Source organism: Thiothrix unzii, assembly GCF_017901175.1.
In the GTDB taxonomy this organism is placed as follows: domain Bacteria; phylum Pseudomonadota; class Gammaproteobacteria; order Thiotrichales; family Thiotrichaceae; genus Thiothrix; species Thiothrix unzii.
Genome location: NZ_CP072793.1, coordinates 2,750,066 through 2,766,199 on the forward strand (window position 1 = coordinate 2,750,066; position 16,134 = coordinate 2,766,199).

The following is a 16,134-nucleotide window of genomic DNA, read 5'->3' on the forward strand; positions in this document are numbered from 1 at the left end:
GCTGATTAATCCCGTTCCAGTTCGATATTCAGACCCAGCGAGCGGATTTCCTTCATCAACACGTTGAAGGACTCAGGCATACTGGCTTCCATGTAGTGATCGCCGTCAACGATGTTTTTATACATCTTGTTACGTCCGTTCACGTCATCCGACTTAACCGTGAGCATTTCCTGCAAGGTATAAGCCGCACCGTAAGCTTCCAGTGCCCAGACTTCCATCTCCCCGAAACGCTGACCACCGAATTGTGCTTTACCGCCCAATGGCTGCTGCGTAACGAGACTGTATGGCCCGGTTGAACGTGCGTGCATTTTGTCATCAACCAAGTGGTTGAGTTTGAGCATATGCATGTAACCTACGGTTACTTTACGCTCAAATGCATCACCAGTACGCCCGTCGTGCAGCAAGGTTTGACCGCTTTCCGGCAAATCTGCCAAGCGCAACATGGCTTTAATTTCAGATTCCGCCGCACCGTCAAACACCTGCGTTGCCATCGGCACGCCTTTGCGTAAATTGGCAGACAGCGCAATCACTTCATCATCCGTCATTTCTTCAATGACGTGATCTTGGTTAGGATTACCGCCGGTAGCGTAAACTTCGCTGATAAATTGGCGCAACTCGTCAATGCGTGCTTTCGCATCAATCATGCGTCCGATTTTCTCGCCCAAGCCTTTAGCTGCCCAACCTAAGTGGGTTTCCAAAACCTGACCGACGTTCATCCGTGACGGAACGCCCAGTGGATTCAGCACGATGTCAACGGTTTGACCATTTTCCAGATACGGCATGTCTTCTACCGGAACAATGCGTGAAACCACACCCTTGTTACCGTGACGACCCGCCATTTTGTCACCCGGCTGCATCCGGCGTTTAACCGCAATGTAAACCTTGACCATTTTCAGCACACCTGGAGCGAGATCATCACCCGCCATCAGTTTGTCACGCTGCTTTTGTAAGCGCGTTTCATAGTGCTTTTTCTTCTCGTCAACCTGCTGACTCAACGCTTCTAACTGCACATTGATGTCTTCATCTTGCATACGAATCGCGAACCAATCCTTATGCTCCAGATTATCCAGATACATCTGGGTAATCACTGTGCCGGAAGTTAAACGGTTGGGGCCGCCCACGGCTTCTTTACCAACCACCAGTTTCGCAAAACGGTCGAAGATGTCAGCTTCGTAAATACGCAATTCATCGCGTAAGTCTTTACGGACTTTCTTTAAATCTTCTTCCTGAATCGCTAAGGCACGCGCATCACGCTCAACGCCATCACGGGTAAATACGCGCACGTCGATAACCGTACCCGCCATGCCTGTTGGCACGCGCAATGAGGTATCTTTTACGTCAGAAGCTTTCTCACCGAAAATTGCACGCAACAATTTTTCTTCCGGTGTCAGTTGGCTCTCACCCTTAGGTGTTACCTTGCCAACCAGAATGTCGTTCGGCTTCACTTCCGCACCAACGTGGATAATTCCGCAGGCATCCAACTTCGCCAGCAAACTTTCGCTAACGTTAGGAATATCCGCCGTAATTTCTTCCGGCCCCAACTTAGTGTCACGCGCCAAACACGCCATTTCTTCGATGTGAATCGAAGTATAACGATCTTCATCAACCACGCGCTCAGACAGCAAAATCGAGTCTTCGTAGTTGTAGCCATTCCAAGGCATGAACGCGATGAACATATTCTGTCCTAACGCCAGTTCACCCAAGTCAGTGGAAGAACCATCAGCCAGCACATCGCCACGCGCTACCAGATCACCCACGCGCACAATCGGACGTTGGTTAATGCAGGTATTTTGGTTGGAACGGGTGTATTTGATCAGGCTGTAAATGTCGACCCCGCCTTTTTCATTGGCTTCATCGTCATTAACCCGCACTACCACACGACTCGCATCCACAGAGTCGATTACCCCGCCACGACGCGCGGTAACGGCTGAACCGGAATCCTGCGCAACCGCACGTTCCATTCCTGTGCCACACAACGGTTTATCCGCACGCAAACAAGGTACGGCCTGACGTTGCATGTTGGAACCCATCAATGCGCGGTTCGCGTCATCGTGTTCCAAGAACGGGATCAGCGAGGCAGCCACAGAAACAATCTGTTTTGGCGAAACGTCCATGTACTGAACTTTATCCGCAGGCATCAAGGTAAATTCATTACGATGACGACAAGAGACGAACTCATCAGACAAGGAGCCGCTTTCATCCAGTTCCGCACTCGCCTGAGCGATAACGTAATTGGATTCTTCAATCGCTGACAGATAATCAATCTGCATGGTCGGCTTACCGTCAATAACTTTGCGGTAAGGCGTTTCCAAGAAACCGTAGTCATTGGTACGCGCGTACACCGCCAAGGAATTGATCAAGCCGATGTTCGGACCTTCCGGCGTTTCGATTGGGCAAACACGACCATAGTGGGTTGGATGTACGTCACGTACCTCAAAGCCCGCACGCTCACGGGTCAAACCGCCCGGCCCCAATGCAGAAATACGACGTTTGTGAGTCACTTCTGACAACGGGTTGTTTTGGTCCATAAACTGTGACAACTGGCTGGAACCAAAGAATTCTTTGATTGCCGCTGAAACCGGTTTGGAATTCACCAACTCTTGTGGCATTAAGCCTTCGCTTTCAGCCATTGTCAGGCGTTCTTTGACCGCACGCTCAACGCGCACCAAGCCAACCCGGAAAGCATTTTCCGCCATCTCACCAACGCTACGTACACGACGGTTGCCGAGGTGGTCAATGTCGTCCACGTCATCACGACCATCACGGATGTCGATCAGCTTTTTCAGCACCGCCAGAATATCGCCCTGATCCAACACGCCCGCACCAGTCGCTTCTTCGCGCCCTAAACGGCGGTTGAATTTCATACGACCTACTGCCGACAAATCATAACGGTCGTCAGTGAAGAACAAGTTATTGAACAGATTTTCAGCCGATTCTTTGGTCGGCGGTTCACCAGGACGCATCATCCGGTAAATTTCAATTTGCGCTTCCAATGCACTGCTTGAACTATCAATGTTCAAGGTGTTGGACATAAACGGGCCGCGATCCAACTCATTGGTGTACAGCACGCTGAAGCTTTTCACGCTATTGTCACGTAACTTTTCCAACAGGGCATCAGTCACTTCATCGTTAGCCTTAGCCAACAATTCGCCCGTGCTGGAATCAATAATGTTGTGCGCTAAAATCTTGCCGCCCATATAGTCCTGCGGCACAACCAGCCGCGCCAGACCTGACTTTTCCAGTTGACGGATGTGTTTCGCAGTAATGCGACGACCGGTTTCCACCAACACTGCGCCATCCAGCATAATATCGAATGATGCCAATTCACCGCGCAAACGCTCAGGAACGAGTTCCATCTCAATGGCACTATCACTCAGATGAATAGCAATTTTATCGAAGAAATAATCAAGGATTCCTTCGTTTTGCATTCCCAACGCACGCAGCAAGATAGTCGCAGGCAATTTACGGCGACGGTCGATACGCACAAAAATGGAATCTTTCGGGTCAAATTCAAAGTCTAACCACGAGCCACGGTAAGGAATAACCCGCGCACTGTGCAGCAGCTTACCGGCTGAGTTAGATTTGCCTTTGTCGTGTTCAAAGAACACACCGGGAGAGCGATGCAACTGGGAAACAATGACGCGCTCAGTCCCGTTAATAATGAAGGTGCCTTTATCTGTCATTAAGGGCAACTCACCAAGGTAAACATCTTGTTCCTTGATGGATTTAATAACTTTGGCATCCGCAGGGGCATCTTTATCGTAAATGACCAAACGTAATTTCACCCGCAGCGACGTAGCAAACGTCAAGCCACGCAATTGGCACTCCTGCACATCAAACACAGGCTCTGCCAAACGGTAATCAGCATACTCTAACGCAACATAGTTGTTGTAACTGACGATTGGAAAAACAGAGGAAAAGGCCGCATGAAGACCAACACTGCGACGATCATCAACCAGCTTGTCCAACTGCAAAAATTGCCGATAGGACTCCAACTGAATCGTGAGCAGGTCGGGTACTTCCAGAATTTGTGGTCGCTTCCCAAAATCTTTGCGGATTCGTTTTTTTTCGGTATAACTCAGTCCCATCGTCTTTCCTCTTCTGGAATCAGAACTCCGGCCAACTCATGCCGGTTCTTTAGGCAAGCTTAATAAGCGAGAAAAGGCCGACAATGCAAAACGCCTTGTCAGCCTGTAGCGAGTAGCAGAACTAATCGCAGAGCAACGTACAAACCTTACTTCAGTTCGACAGTTGCGCCTGCATCTTCCAGTTCTTTCTTCAACTTAGCAGCATCATCCTTGCTTGCAGCTTCCTTCACAACGGAAGGAACGCCTTCAACCATGTCTTTCGCTTCTTTCAAGCCCAGACCAGTTGCGCCACGGACAACCTTGATAACGTTGATTTTGTTAGCACCAAAGCTAGTCATAACAACGTTGAATTCAGTTTGTTCTTCAACTACCGCAGCCGCTTCAGAAGCAGCAGGGCCAGCAGCAACAGCAACAGCAGCCGTTACGCCAAACTTTTCTTCGATTGCTGAAATCAGGTCAACGATTTCAGTTACAGTCATGTTGGCAAACGTTTCCAACATATCTTCTTTAGTACAAGCCATTTTGTTTCTCCAAAACCTAAATCAGTAATCAATCTAAGCTAATGCCAGCGGCTTCAGCTTTTTGGTCACGCAATGCAGCAAGAGTGCGAGCGAATTTATCCAACGGTGCACGCAGGACAGCAGCCAAGGTGGCCAGTGCCTGATCGCGGGTTGGCAATTTCGCCAGACGATCCAATTCAGAAGCTGGGAGCATAGCACCGTCGATAGCGACGAACTTTACTTCCATCTTGTCATGGGCTTTGTCTTTCTTGAAGTCTTTAATCAGACGTGCCGCTGAGCCTGGGTCTTCCTGAGAAAACGCCAATACCAACGGACCAACCAAACCGTCTTGGATACACTCGAAAGCAGTACCTTTAACAGCGATTCGCGCCAGATTATTCTTCACAACACGCAGGTACACCCCATTCTTACGTGCGTTTTGACGCAACGTAGTGAGTTGAGCTACGGTCAATCCACGGTACTCAGCAGCTACCGCAGAATAAGCACTTGCAGCAACTGCGGCCACTTCAGAGACAATCTCTTTTTTCTCTTGCAGTGTTAATGCCACGTTATCTACTCCTGGTTTGGCGGATAATCCACCATTTATCGATCACTTGCCGGAAATCCGGCTTGCGAAGGAAACAGCGTCCCAAACCATCTTACTGACTCGGGGAACGCCATCTGCGCAGGTTCTCTACAGATTATGCAGAACCATTAAGCTTAAGGCTTTAAGCACCTGCGGTCTTTGACGACATACATCCTGTATATCTTTTTGCCTTGCGGCAGTCCCCATCCTTGGGAACGGGAGAAAGGGACAGGTTAACCGTCCCAATTCTGTTAGTAAGACAGTGATGCGTTATCGACTGTCAAACCTGTACCCATCGTTGTGGATACAGAAACTTTCTTCAGATAAACACCCTTGGAAGTGGATGGCTTCATCTTCATTAAGTCGGATACCAATGCATTGATGTTGCCGACCAACTTGTCAGTATCAAAATCAACATTGCCAACAGAGCAATGGATGATACCGGCTTTATCAGTACGGTAACGTACCTGACCCGATTTTGCGTTACGCACTGCACCTGCAACGTCTGGCGTTACTGTGCCAACTTTAGGGTTAGGCATCAAACCACGCGGACCGAGGATTTGACCCAACTGACCTACGACGCGCATTGCATCTGGGCTGGCGATAACCACATCAAAGTCCATCTTACCGGCTTTGATTTCAGCAGCTAAATCATCGAAACCTACGATGTCAGCACCAGCAGCCGTCGCTGCTTCAGCATTTGCACCTTGTGCGAATACTGCAACGCGCACAGTTTTACCGTTGCCGTTTGGCAGTACCGTAGAACCACGCACAACTTGGTCAGATTTACGCGGGTCAACACCCAAGTTAACACTGACATCAACGCTTTCTAAAAACTTTGCACGTGGCAGCGATTTCAGGGTATCAAGCGCATCAGCTACAACATAAGACTTGGTGCGGTCGATTTTTTCTGCGATTGCTTTTTGGCGTTTGGTTAATTTTGCCATCTTACACACCCTCCACTTCAAGACCCATACTACGGGCTGTGCCTGCGATAGTACGTACCGCAGCTTCTAAACTAGCCGCAGTCAAATCAGGGGTTTTAGCTTTAGCAATGTCTTCCAACTGCGCCAGCGTGACTTTACCTACTTTATTGCTGTTAGGTTTGGCACTACCGGACTGGATGCCAGCGGCCTTTTTCAACAATACAGAAGCAGGTGTTGTTTTCATTACAAACGTAAAGCTTTTATCGCTGTATGCTGTAATTACAACAGGTGTTGGCAAACCAACTTCGAGACCCTGCGTAGCGGCATTGAACGCTTTGCAGAATTCCATAATATTCAAACCACGTTGACCCAGTGCAGGACCGATTGGTGGACTTGGGTTTGCTTTACCAGCCGGAACTTGCAGCTTGATGAAAGCAATGACTTTCTTTGCCATGATGTTTTCCTATAAATGGGTAATAACGCCTTACGGCTCCCCGTGACTACCGAGTCAGGCTTTCTCGACCTGATAGAACTCAAGCTCAACGGGCGTTGAGCGACCAAAAATTTGCACTGCCACTAACAGACGACTTTTTTCGTAATTTGCTTCTTCGACCACGCCGTTGAAGTCTTTAAATGGCCCGTCAGTTACACGCACCACTTCGCCAGCATCGAAGAGAACCTTCGGACGTGGCTTTTCCGCGCCTTCTTCAACGCGACGCATAATATTATCGACTTCTTTTTGCGTAATTGGAGCTGGCTTGTCTGCTTTACCGCCGATGAAACCCAAAACTTTTGGTGTTTCCTTTACCATATGCCAAGTTTCGTCATTCATTTCCATTTCGACTAATACATAGCCCGGAAAGAACTTACGCTCACTTCTGCGTTTTTGACCATCGCGCATCTCAACCACTTCTTCAGTGGGAACCAACGCCTGACCAAAAGCATCTTGCAATCCAAAACGTATAACACGCTCTTCAAGCGAACGTTTTACCTGATTCTCAAACCCGGAATAGGCTTGAACAACATACCAACGCATCGCCATTAGGAACCTCCACCGAGCAGGCTTTTAACACTCCAACCAAGCAGAGAGTCAACACCCCAGAGAAAAATCGCCAAAACTAGCACAATCACCATTACCATTAGGGTTGTCTGGAGCGTTTCAGCACGGGTAGGCCAGACCATTTTACGGACTTCCAAACGGGAGTCTTTCATAAAGCCTAACAACCGCTTACCACTCAATGTACTCAATGCTGTAAATACAGCAGCACCTACGATAGCAAGCAAACCTAATACGCGGAGAAGCAACGATACCGCCTCACCCTGCCAAGTCTCAAAATAGTAAAACCCCGCAATACCTGTGATTAGCAGGGCGAGGGAAACAATGAGCTTTACCGTATCAAGTGAGGAGCCCTGTTCTTCGGTATTTACTGACATATTCTTATCCAAAAACCTGAAGCCGTATGACTTTGGGCAGTCCACTGCAAAAACGTTAACTTACAATCCACTATCCAAAGCCATCTATTAAAGATGGCAGGGCAAGAGGGAATCGAACCCCCAACCTGCGGTTTTGGAGACCGCCGCTCTGCCAATTGAGCTATTGCCCTGTAAGGGAAAGAAAGAGCAGGGAGACTACTCCCTACTCTTTCAAAACACAAGATGCTATTTACGCAATGATCTTAGAAACAACGCCAGCACCAACGGTACGACCACCTTCGCGGATAGCGAAACGCAGACCGTCTTCCATCGCGATTGGGTTAATCAGCGTAACAACCAATTTAACGTTGTCACCCGGCATAACCATTTCAACGCCTTCTGGCAGTTCGCAAGCACCGGTCACGTCCGTAGTACGGAAGTAGAACTGCGGGCGATAGCCTTTGAAGAATGGCGTATGGCGACCACCTTCATCTTTAGACAGAACATAAACTTCTGCTTCAAACGTAGTGTGCGGCTTGATTGAACCCGGCTTACACAGAACCTGACCACGCTCAACGTCTTCACGCTTAGTACCACGCAGCAACAAACCAACATTGTCACCCGCCATACCTTGATCCAACAACTTACGGAACATTTCAACGCCCGTAACAGTAGTCGCTTTAGTTTCGCGGATACCAACGATTTCGATGGTCTCACCAACTTTAACCAAACCACGCTCGATACGACCAGTAACTACTGTACCACGACCTGAGATGGAGAATACGTCTTCAACTGGCATCAGGAATGTGCCGTCAACTGCACGCACTGGATCTGGAATAAAGGTATCGATTGCTTCGATCAAACGTGCGATAGATGGCACACCGATTTCTGACGTATCACCTTCCAAAGCCAGACGCGCTGAACCTTGAACGATTGGCGTATCATCACCAGGGAAGTCATAACTGCTCAGCAGCTCACGCAGCTCCATTTCAACCAGCTCTAACAGCTCTGCGTCATCAACCAAGTCACATTTATTCATGTAAACCAGAACGTAAGGAACGCCAACCTGACGAGACAGCAAGATATGCTCACGTGTCTGTGGCATTGGACCGTCAGCAGCAGAACAAACCAGAATCGCGCCGTCCATCTGAGCCGCACCCGTGATCATGTTTTTAACATAGTCAGCATGGCCTGGGCAGTCTACGTGTGCGTAGTGGCGTGTTGCAGATTCATATTCTACGTGCGCTGTGGAGATAGTGATACCACGCGCTCTTTCTTCAGGAGCAGCATCGATTTGATCGTAAGCCTTAGATTCACCACCATACAGCTTAGCCTGAACAACCGTCAGTGCCGCCGTCAGCGTGGTTTTGCCGTGGTCAACGTGACCAATCGTGCCGACGTTTACGTGCGTTTTATTACGCTCAAATTTACCTTTTGCCATGACCGATAACTTCCCGTTACATTTCTGAATAATTGGTGCTCTCAGGCAGAGTCGAACTGCCGACCTCATCCTTACCAAGGATGCGCTCTACCACCTGAGCTATGAGAGCAAAACCATTTAACGACTCAGCCAGTAGTGGAGCGGGTGATGGGAATCGAACCCACACCATCAGCTTGGAAGGCTGAGGTTCTACCATTGAACTACACCCGCCTGAAGCCGTCTACTCACGCCGGATCACGGAATGAATCAAGCTGGACGTGTAAACCAATAAAATATGGTGGAGGGGGAAGGATTCGAACCTTCGAAGGCAGAGCCAACAGATTTACAGTCTGTCCCCTTTGACCGCTCGGGAACCCCTCCGACTGGAAAGGACGACATTCTGAGTGAATCACCCGCCAATGTCAACCTTGAGAAAGCAGAATTTTGTGATTAATTTGGAGCAGCTAAACGGTATTACTGACTGCCTTGCACCATCACAATGGAACGCGGCAATCATAATCGCTGTACGCCTCAAAAATCCAGCCCTGACTGCATAAAAAACTCACCCAACCCCACAAAACTCATGATTAACGGCCAAGCGGGCCTTTATTGGTGTCAATTTTGTAAATCAAATCGACACTCTGATGAATGCCCGACTTCACTTCCACCTGCAATCGCTTATTCACCTGATACGTCAAGGCCACGCGCTGCAACGAATCAAACAAGCTCACAATGTAGCGCACGTACAAACGCGGTCCCAAGCGTTTGCCCAAAGACAGCTCGCTTTGGCTAATATCACCGCTTTTACTGTTCAAGCCCACATCGTCCAAACCCAGACTGCCGCCGAGTTGCTGCACTAAACTTTCACCACCAGCCACGCCAAGTTGCGTCACCGCATCCACCAACAAGGAAGATTGATCACCACTGAGACCTGACATCGCACGCCCAGTCAACAAGTAACTCAAGGTATCACTCTGGGTTTGTTGCGGGCTGGAAAATAGCGTCGATTCCGGTTTGCGCACCGTACCCGCCAAGGCCATGCCGACTTTAATATCGCCACCATCGACTTCGCGCACCGCACGCACGTCTAAGCCGGGATTATCCAACGCACCGTTGAACAGTAAACGTCCGCGCTCAATCGCAAGGTTTTGCCCATAAGCTTTGTACACGCCATCAACCACGCTTAACACGCCCTCTGCCACAATGTCCTGACGGGTGCGCAAGACCCGTAACTTGCCTTCCAAACGTGCATCTAGGCCAAAACCGTTGAATTTCACCTTATCGCCCAAGGTAATACTGACATTCGGTTGAATATCCAGCGGCGCATCTTTCACCAATACACCTGTGGGTCGAGGAGCCGCACGCCGCCCGACGATAATCACGTCACTGGAACGCACACTTGCTGACGGTGGAATTTCACGCAAATTCACTGTTGCCTGCGGAATAACCACATCACCCGTCACTGCCACACTGCCCGGACTTACCTGAAACTGTAAACGTGGCGAAAACCATGCTTGTACTTCATGGGTATCCATCAGTTTCAGATTATCGCCTTGCAAGCTCACGTCTGCCCGCCAACGCGCTAAATCGGCTAATGACAGCGTGCCATTGGCATTCAGCACTCCCTGCCCTGCACGCAGCGAACCGGTCAATGTCGCACGGTCACTGCCGCTGGCTTGCATCACCGCATTAATCGCCTCTAACGTTACCCCGGCTTCGGGCAAATGCACCTGCCCGTTGGCTAAACGCACCGTACCTGCCACATTGGGCTTGCTGAGCGCACCTGTTATTTGCAAATCCGCCGTGATATTGCCTTGTAACTGCTCAATTTGCGACGAGAAGCGTTCCAACCAAGCAATATCCGGCAAAGTCGCAGCCAAACGCGCATTGATACGATGATTACCGTCTTGCGGCGACAAGGTTAACCCGCCATCGGCTCGCAGCGTGCCATAACCGCTGAGATCGGCCTGCGCTTTACCTTCCAATTGCCGATCGTTCAAGGTTAAATCGGCACGGGCATTGCTGTAACGCACGGTTTCAGGCTTACCTTTTTCGCCACGCAAGGTGATGCTGCCATCGGATAAACGCACGTTAGCGTTCGCCACTGGCTTACCGCCGCGCTGTTCAAAATGGTAATCAGCACTGACCGACCCGTCAGGATTCAAACCTTCCGGCAACCAAGGGCGCAACATCAGTAGCGGGATTTGCTGCACCTTACCCGTCAAGGTCACACCCTGCTGAGGCGACCACGTAGGCTTGCCGCACGCGCGTGACCCACGACTCACTAGACAAATTTCAGAGCTATTAAACGCTGTTGCGGATGCTTCGAGCTTGACCGCGCTTGCCATTGTCCAATCGCCTGCGGCGGTATTGCGCAATGCTAAATTTTGCACCGTGCCGCGCCATTGTTGATTTTGCCAAGCACCGGTTGCGGCAAATTCGGCTTTGCCTTCGGCGTGAACCAATTGCGCACTGACGGTGTGATTTTCCAGCGTACCTTTGCCGTCGAGCTTGAGGGTTTTCAACAGCGTGTCGCCACTGCGGAAATCTTGCGCATCCGCTTTGAGAGTATACACGTCGCCGCTTTGACTGATTTGCGCATCCACCGCCCCCAGACGGTAATCTTGGTAGCGTAATTTATTGCCTTTTAAATCGGCTTGCAGTTGCGGTTTTGCCAGCGTGCCTTGCAATGTGCCCGCGCCTTTGAGACTGCCTTCCAGCCCTTTCCACGCATTCGCGAGGTTGTTTGCGTCGATTTTCCAGCGTAAATCCAGCACCTCGCCCACACCGCCTTCGGCTTGTAATTGGTTATTGCCCACTTGCGCGGTGACTTTTTCCAATTGCAGTTGCTTGCCATCCCACGCGGCTTTGCCTTTGGCTTCTACCGGGTATTCGCGCAAACGGCCTTGTAGCTGGGTTACGTCTAAGGTGAGTTGCGGCTTGCCTGCTGCCCACTGGCCTTGTGAGGTCAACGCCACATTGAGGCTGCCGGGCATATCTTTACTAAAAATTTCCGGGTTGAGTTTGGTGCCGGTAAGAGTTGCATCCCAACGTAACGCGTCTTTCCAGTCCAGCGCACCGGAAACGGTGACATCCCCGGCTTTGCCATTGAGTTGTAGCCGCGCTACTTGCAACGCACTGAGCGTGCCGTCGCCCTGTAAACTGCCCTGATAACGCGGGTAATGTGCGTATTGCCAATCAGCATTAGCATTGACGGTGTAATGTTGCCAATCGCCAACCAGTTGCAGGGTGCTGGTTCCCGTGCCCCACGCTTTGCTGGCGGAATCCACCGCCAGTTTCAAATCCAGCGCGTGCGGTTTACGCAACTCCAAATCGCCTTGCACCGTCAGATCTGTCTTGCCGTTAGCGTCGTGGAATTGCGCTTGCAAGGTGTCCAGATGCAATGCGCCAGCGCGGGTAGTACCTTTCAAGTGCACATCGCGAAAAGCCAACGGCACATCGCCCTGCCAGATTTCGAGGGTTTTAACACTGACGTTTTCAGCATTGATATTGAAAGGTAACGACACCGTTGGCGGGGCAAATACGGACGAGGTGGCGGAAGGAGTTGCGGGTGATAAGTGAATCACTAGCTTATCCACCTGCATACTCACGATGCGTAAGGTTAAGCGTGAACCTAAATCCATTTCGTGTTGCAGGGCGACACCTTGCATCTCGATTTGCGAACCTGCGTCGTGCCATTGCGCCCGTTGTACATTGAGGTGATTGATTAATGCGCCATCCACGCCTTCCAATACCAAATCCGGCACAACCCGCTGCAAGGTACTGACTAACAAGCGCGTACCGCCCCCAGAAACTGCCAGCAATGCCGCGCCCACCAACGTAAATAGCAACAACAGCAGTATCACCGCCAAGGGGTGAATCAACAGATAGTGCAACCAACGCTTCACAAATCAGGCCCTAAACTGAAGTAAAAATGCACGTCACTGGTGTCGTCTTTCGGCACGGCAAGGTCAGCGCGAACCGGCCCCAACGGTGATTTCCAACGCACCCCAAAACCCGCCCCCACTTTCATGGTCAGTTTACTGGTATCGTCAAACGCATTCCCCGCATCCACGAAAGCGGCAGCACTCCACTTATCGACCAGCGGATGTTCGTATTCCACGCTGCTGGTGAGCAAATGCTTACCGCCAATAACCTCACCATCGGCATTTTTTTCACCCAAAGACTCGAACCCATAACCGCGCACCGAATTAGCTCCGCCCGCGAAAAAACGTAACGACTTTGGCACTTCATTCAAATCATCGGTCAAGGTCGTGCCGAGATTGGCTTGCACAATCACTTTGCCGTTATTGCTCAGGGTTTGCAAGCGTTTGCCTTGTAACTTGGCTTGCAGCAGGCTTTGATCGCTCAACACGCCTTGTTGCGCCCCCTGTAGTTCTGCCCCCAGCGTCCAGCCATTGCGGGCAAACGGGGTGTCATCCACTTTGGTTTTCTTGACTCGTGCACCGACCAAGGTTAATTGCGCATTGGTCGCGGCTTCGCCTTTTACTTGGGTGGTTTCGTTGAGGTAATTGATGAAAACGGTTTGCTGCCAATCGCTTTTATTACGGCGGTTGTAATCCAATCCCACTTTGGTAGCACGGCTTTCAATATCACCGCTGTCGCTTTTCCTCCAACCGACCGCAAGGCTGGTGTATTCGTGTTCCGGGTTCCACAGCGGTACTTTGTAAGTGGCCTCCACCGACTGTTCGGTTTGACCAATGCTACCGCGTGTATTGAGTTTATGCCCCTTGGCGTTGACCCAGTGAATATCCATGCCTGCTTCGGTGTGCGCTCCGCTGTCGGTGGCGTAACCTACTTTTCCGGTGTAACTGTAACGCTTGCGGCGTTTGGCCTCGATCTTGATCGGCACTTCGCCGTTAACTGCTTTTTCGTAATCACTGCTAACCAGCACTTCCGAGTAATAATTACCGCCTTCCAGCAATTGTTGTTGTTTACGAATCGCCTCTACATCGTAAGTATCGCCTTGACGCACCCGCATAAAACGCTGCAAATGCTTGCCATCCAGCACGTCTTGTTGCACCGCCACCTTACCAACGCGGTAACGCTTGCCCGTATCAAAATGGATGCGCACCTGTGCCTGACGGGTATCGGGGTTCACTTCAATAGTGCGAGTAACATATTCGGCATCGAAAAAGCCCAAGCTATTCGCGGTGCGATTCAGGCTGGTTTTAAAATCTTCGTATTTTTGGTGAATCAATATATCGCCCACCTGATACGGCGGCGCGGCAGCTAACTCGCGAAACTGGGGTAAATCTCTACCCACACCGCTGATTTGCACCTTAACATCGGTCACTTTCACCGGCTCACCGGGCACGACCGCGACATTTAACACCAAACATTGCGCCTGCCGCACCGGAGTTACGTTAAAACGCGCATCGTAATACCCCATTGCCTCGGCCGCTTCCTGCAACTTTTCATCGGAGGCTTCAATAAAACGCGCTACCCGATCAGTCGGGGAGTCGCATTTCAGGGCGCGTAATGACGGCAATAACGCCCGCAGATTTTCCGCCAAAGCCTCATCCGCGCCTTGTACGTTAACTTTTACCGGCGATTCAGTTTTGGCTTCGGCTTGTTCATCCGCTTTTTGTTGAAAAAACGCCGCAGAAACCGGCGCGGCTACCCCCATCAAACACAAGCCCCACACTATTTTTTTCATTGGGCGGCTCCATTGTCCTCATGATGTTTATTGCTCAAATGCCCACTTTAACAGCGCATCTTGTAAACCATGCCCTGCTTCTGAGCCGTTGTGTACTAGGGCAATTACCAGACGCTTACCAGAACGGGTCAACATATAACCCGCAATCGCGCTGCTGTCTTTGAGCGTGCCGGTTTTCATGTGGCTGCGCCCGCGCAATTCCGTACCGTCAAAACGTTGAGCCAACGTACCATCTTCACCCAGCAGCGGCATCGAAGCCATAAACTCCGGCATGTACGGGTCACGCCACGCGGCTTCCAATAACTGCCCCAACTGACGGGTGCTAATGCGTTCTTGACGCGACAATCCTGAGCCGTTTTCAACCACCATGCCATCAAGATTGATTCCAGCCTGCTCTAATACGCCGCTCATCGCGACACGCGCCTTCTCAAGCGTAGCAGGTTCTCCGCCGCTACGCGCACCCGTCGTTAAGAATAAATGCCGCGCCATCACGTTATTGCTCCATTTATTCACAAAACGGATTTGTTCGCCGAGAGTGCGTGACTCGTGGGTATGAAAGCGCACATCAGTTTGCTGCACAGCACCTGTTTGCAACTGCCCGTTAAATACCCCGCCTTGCGAATGCCACACGTCCCGAAAAGCGTGAAACACGTTTTCCTCCGGCGACGACAATACCCGCAAAATAAAATTCTGCCCGCAACCTGTGGCGTAAGAACCCACCAGTTTCACCACATTGCCTTCGCGGCGCACGCCCGGTTTGTAATGCGCTTTATTGCAGCCACCCACCGACAATTTCAGTTGATTATCCACCTGTAAACCGGGAATCGTTGGAAACGGTGTGACCTTGACACGTTTATTCAGCGCGTCCGGCTCTAACAAAAAACGTACTGCCTGAAAGTTATACATCAACGCAGAAGGCGGCGCGTTATACACCTTGGACGGCTCACCATCAAAAGCAGCGGGGTCTTGCGGGGGTAAATTAAAGTAGCTGTTATCCACCACCAAGTTACCGCGAATCTCCTTCAAGCCTTTCAGTTGTAAATCGTGCAGCATTTCGCGGAACGCTTCATCGGTCAAAAACGGATCGCCGTAACCCTTGAGAATCAAATCGCCGGTTAATACCCCGTCGTTGAGTTCACCGCGCAACCAGCTCTCGGTTTTCCAAGTATACGCAGGCCCCAGCAATTTTAACGCTGCCCAAGTGGTGACTAATTTCATGGTCGATGCGGGATTGCGCGGCACGCTATCGTTATGCGCCAACAGCGGGCCATTAGCGTTCAAATCGCGGATATACGCGCTCAAATTCGCCTCTGGAATAGCGTTTTGCTGCATCCATTCACGAATTTCATCAGGCAAGCCGGTGGTGTGTTGCTGACGAATCAGGGTCAATTCTGCCGGTTGTGGCGGCGCAGTTACCGGAATCGGCAACACCACGGGCGCGTCAGCCGCGAACACAGCGGAGCAAGTAAACAAAGACAGTAGCCCAGACAAAAAAACAGTTTTTAGCATAAATCGAATTGT

Annotated in this window: 11 protein-coding genes and 4 tRNA genes; all 15 read right to left on the minus strand. The window is 50.6% G+C overall.

All coding sequences use genetic code 11. The features are described 5' to 3' along the window. Positions 1-5: 5 nt before the first annotated feature. The 15 genes from rpoB to dacB all read right to left on the minus strand — a co-directional run bounded on the left by rpoB (position 6) and on the right by dacB (position 16,122). Positions 6-4,088 carry a DNA-directed RNA polymerase subunit beta gene (gene rpoB, locus J9260_RS13750; RefSeq protein WP_210218296.1) on the minus strand — a complete coding sequence of 1,361 codons (4,083 nt, stop codon included), beginning with the start codon at positions 4,086-4,088 and terminating at the stop codon, positions 6-8. Positions 4,089-4,234: 146 nt separating this feature from the next. After that, positions 4,235-4,609 carry a 50S ribosomal protein L7/L12 gene (rplL, locus tag J9260_RS13755; protein WP_210218297.1) on the minus strand — a complete coding sequence of 125 codons (375 nt, stop codon included), beginning with the start codon at positions 4,607-4,609 and terminating at the stop codon, positions 4,235-4,237. A gap of 28 nt (positions 4,610-4,637) precedes the next feature. Continuing rightward, positions 4,638-5,156: a 50S ribosomal protein L10 gene (gene rplJ, locus J9260_RS13760; RefSeq protein WP_202718504.1), complete on the minus strand. Its 519-nt coding sequence runs from the start codon at positions 5,154-5,156 to the stop codon at positions 4,638-4,640. Positions 5,157-5,425: 269 nt separating this feature from the next. Next, positions 5,426-6,121, minus strand: a complete 696-nt coding sequence (rplA, locus tag J9260_RS13765) for a 50S ribosomal protein L1 (protein WP_210218298.1) — start codon at positions 6,119-6,121, stop codon at positions 5,426-5,428. A gap of 1 nt (position 6,122) precedes the next feature. Continuing rightward, a complete protein-coding gene (rplK, locus tag J9260_RS13770; protein WP_210218299.1) occupies positions 6,123-6,554 on the minus strand; it encodes a 50S ribosomal protein L11 in 432 nt (143 codons plus the stop codon). A gap of 54 nt (positions 6,555-6,608) precedes the next feature. Continuing rightward, positions 6,609-7,142 carry a transcription termination/antitermination protein NusG gene (gene nusG, locus J9260_RS13775; protein WP_210218300.1) on the minus strand — a complete coding sequence of 178 codons (534 nt, stop codon included), beginning with the start codon at positions 7,140-7,142 and terminating at the stop codon, positions 6,609-6,611. Beyond that, positions 7,142-7,534: a preprotein translocase subunit SecE gene (secE, locus tag J9260_RS13780; RefSeq protein WP_210218301.1), complete on the minus strand. Its 393-nt coding sequence runs from the start codon at positions 7,532-7,534 to the stop codon at positions 7,142-7,144. Before secE ends, nusG begins: the two co-directional genes overlap by 1 nt. Positions 7,535-7,628: 94 nt before the next feature. Further along, positions 7,629-7,704 (minus strand) — tRNA-Trp (locus J9260_RS13785). A 59-nt stretch (positions 7,705-7,763) separates the two neighbouring features. Continuing rightward, complete coding sequence (tuf, locus tag J9260_RS13790; RefSeq protein WP_210218302.1) at positions 7,764-8,954, minus strand: elongation factor Tu; 1,191 nt, start codon at positions 8,952-8,954, stop codon at positions 7,764-7,766. Positions 8,955-8,987: 33 nt separating this feature from the next. Continuing rightward, a tRNA-Thr gene (locus J9260_RS13795) sits at positions 8,988-9,063 on the minus strand. Between the two features lie 27 nt (positions 9,064-9,090). Further along, positions 9,091-9,164, minus strand: a tRNA-Gly gene (locus J9260_RS13800). 65 nt (positions 9,165-9,229) lie between these two features. After that, positions 9,230-9,314 (minus strand) — tRNA-Tyr (locus J9260_RS13805). Between the two features lie 206 nt (positions 9,315-9,520). Next, entirely contained in the window at positions 9,521-12,841 is a 3,321-nt protein-coding gene (locus J9260_RS13810; protein WP_210218303.1) for a translocation/assembly module TamB domain-containing protein, read from the minus strand. Continuing rightward, positions 12,838-14,613, minus strand: coding sequence for an autotransporter assembly complex protein TamA (locus J9260_RS13815; protein WP_210218304.1), 1,776 nt, complete (start codon positions 14,611-14,613; stop codon positions 12,838-12,840). Before J9260_RS13815 ends, J9260_RS13810 begins: the two co-directional genes overlap by 4 nt. 27 nt (positions 14,614-14,640) lie before the next feature. Next, complete coding sequence (dacB, locus tag J9260_RS13820; protein ID WP_210218305.1) at positions 14,641-16,122, minus strand: D-alanyl-D-alanine carboxypeptidase/D-alanyl-D-alanine endopeptidase; 1,482 nt, start codon at positions 16,120-16,122, stop codon at positions 14,641-14,643. Positions 16,123-16,134: the final 12 nt, after the last annotated feature.

Bases quoted from the DNA above. Each gene is read 5' to 3' on its own strand.
- rpoB (WP_210218296.1), bottom strand. From the start codon at position 4,088: ATGGGACTGAGTTATACCGAAAAAAAACGAATCCGCAAAGATTTTGGG.
- rplL (WP_210218297.1), bottom strand. From the start codon at position 4,609: ATGGCTTGTACTAAAGAAGATATGTTGGAAACGTTTGCCAACATGACT.
- rplA (WP_210218298.1), bottom strand. From the start codon at position 6,121: ATGGCAAAATTAACCAAACGCCAAAAAGCAATCGCAGAAAAAATCGAC.
- rplK (WP_210218299.1), bottom strand. From the start codon at position 6,554: ATGGCAAAGAAAGTCATTGCTTTCATCAAGCTGCAAGTTCCGGCTGGT.
- nusG (WP_210218300.1), bottom strand. From the start codon at position 7,142: ATGGCGATGCGTTGGTATGTTGTTCAAGCCTATTCCGGGTTTGAGAAT.
- secE (WP_210218301.1), bottom strand. From the start codon at position 7,534: ATGTCAGTAAATACCGAAGAACAGGGCTCCTCACTTGATACGGTAAAG.
- tuf (WP_210218302.1), bottom strand. From the start codon at position 8,954: ATGGCAAAAGGTAAATTTGAGCGTAATAAAACGCACGTAAACGTCGGC.
- J9260_RS13815 (WP_210218304.1), bottom strand. From the start codon at position 14,613: ATGAAAAAAATAGTGTGGGGCTTGTGTTTGATGGGGGTAGCCGCGCCG.
- dacB (WP_210218305.1), bottom strand. From the start codon at position 16,122: ATGCTAAAAACTGTTTTTTTGTCTGGGCTACTGTCTTTGTTTACTTGC.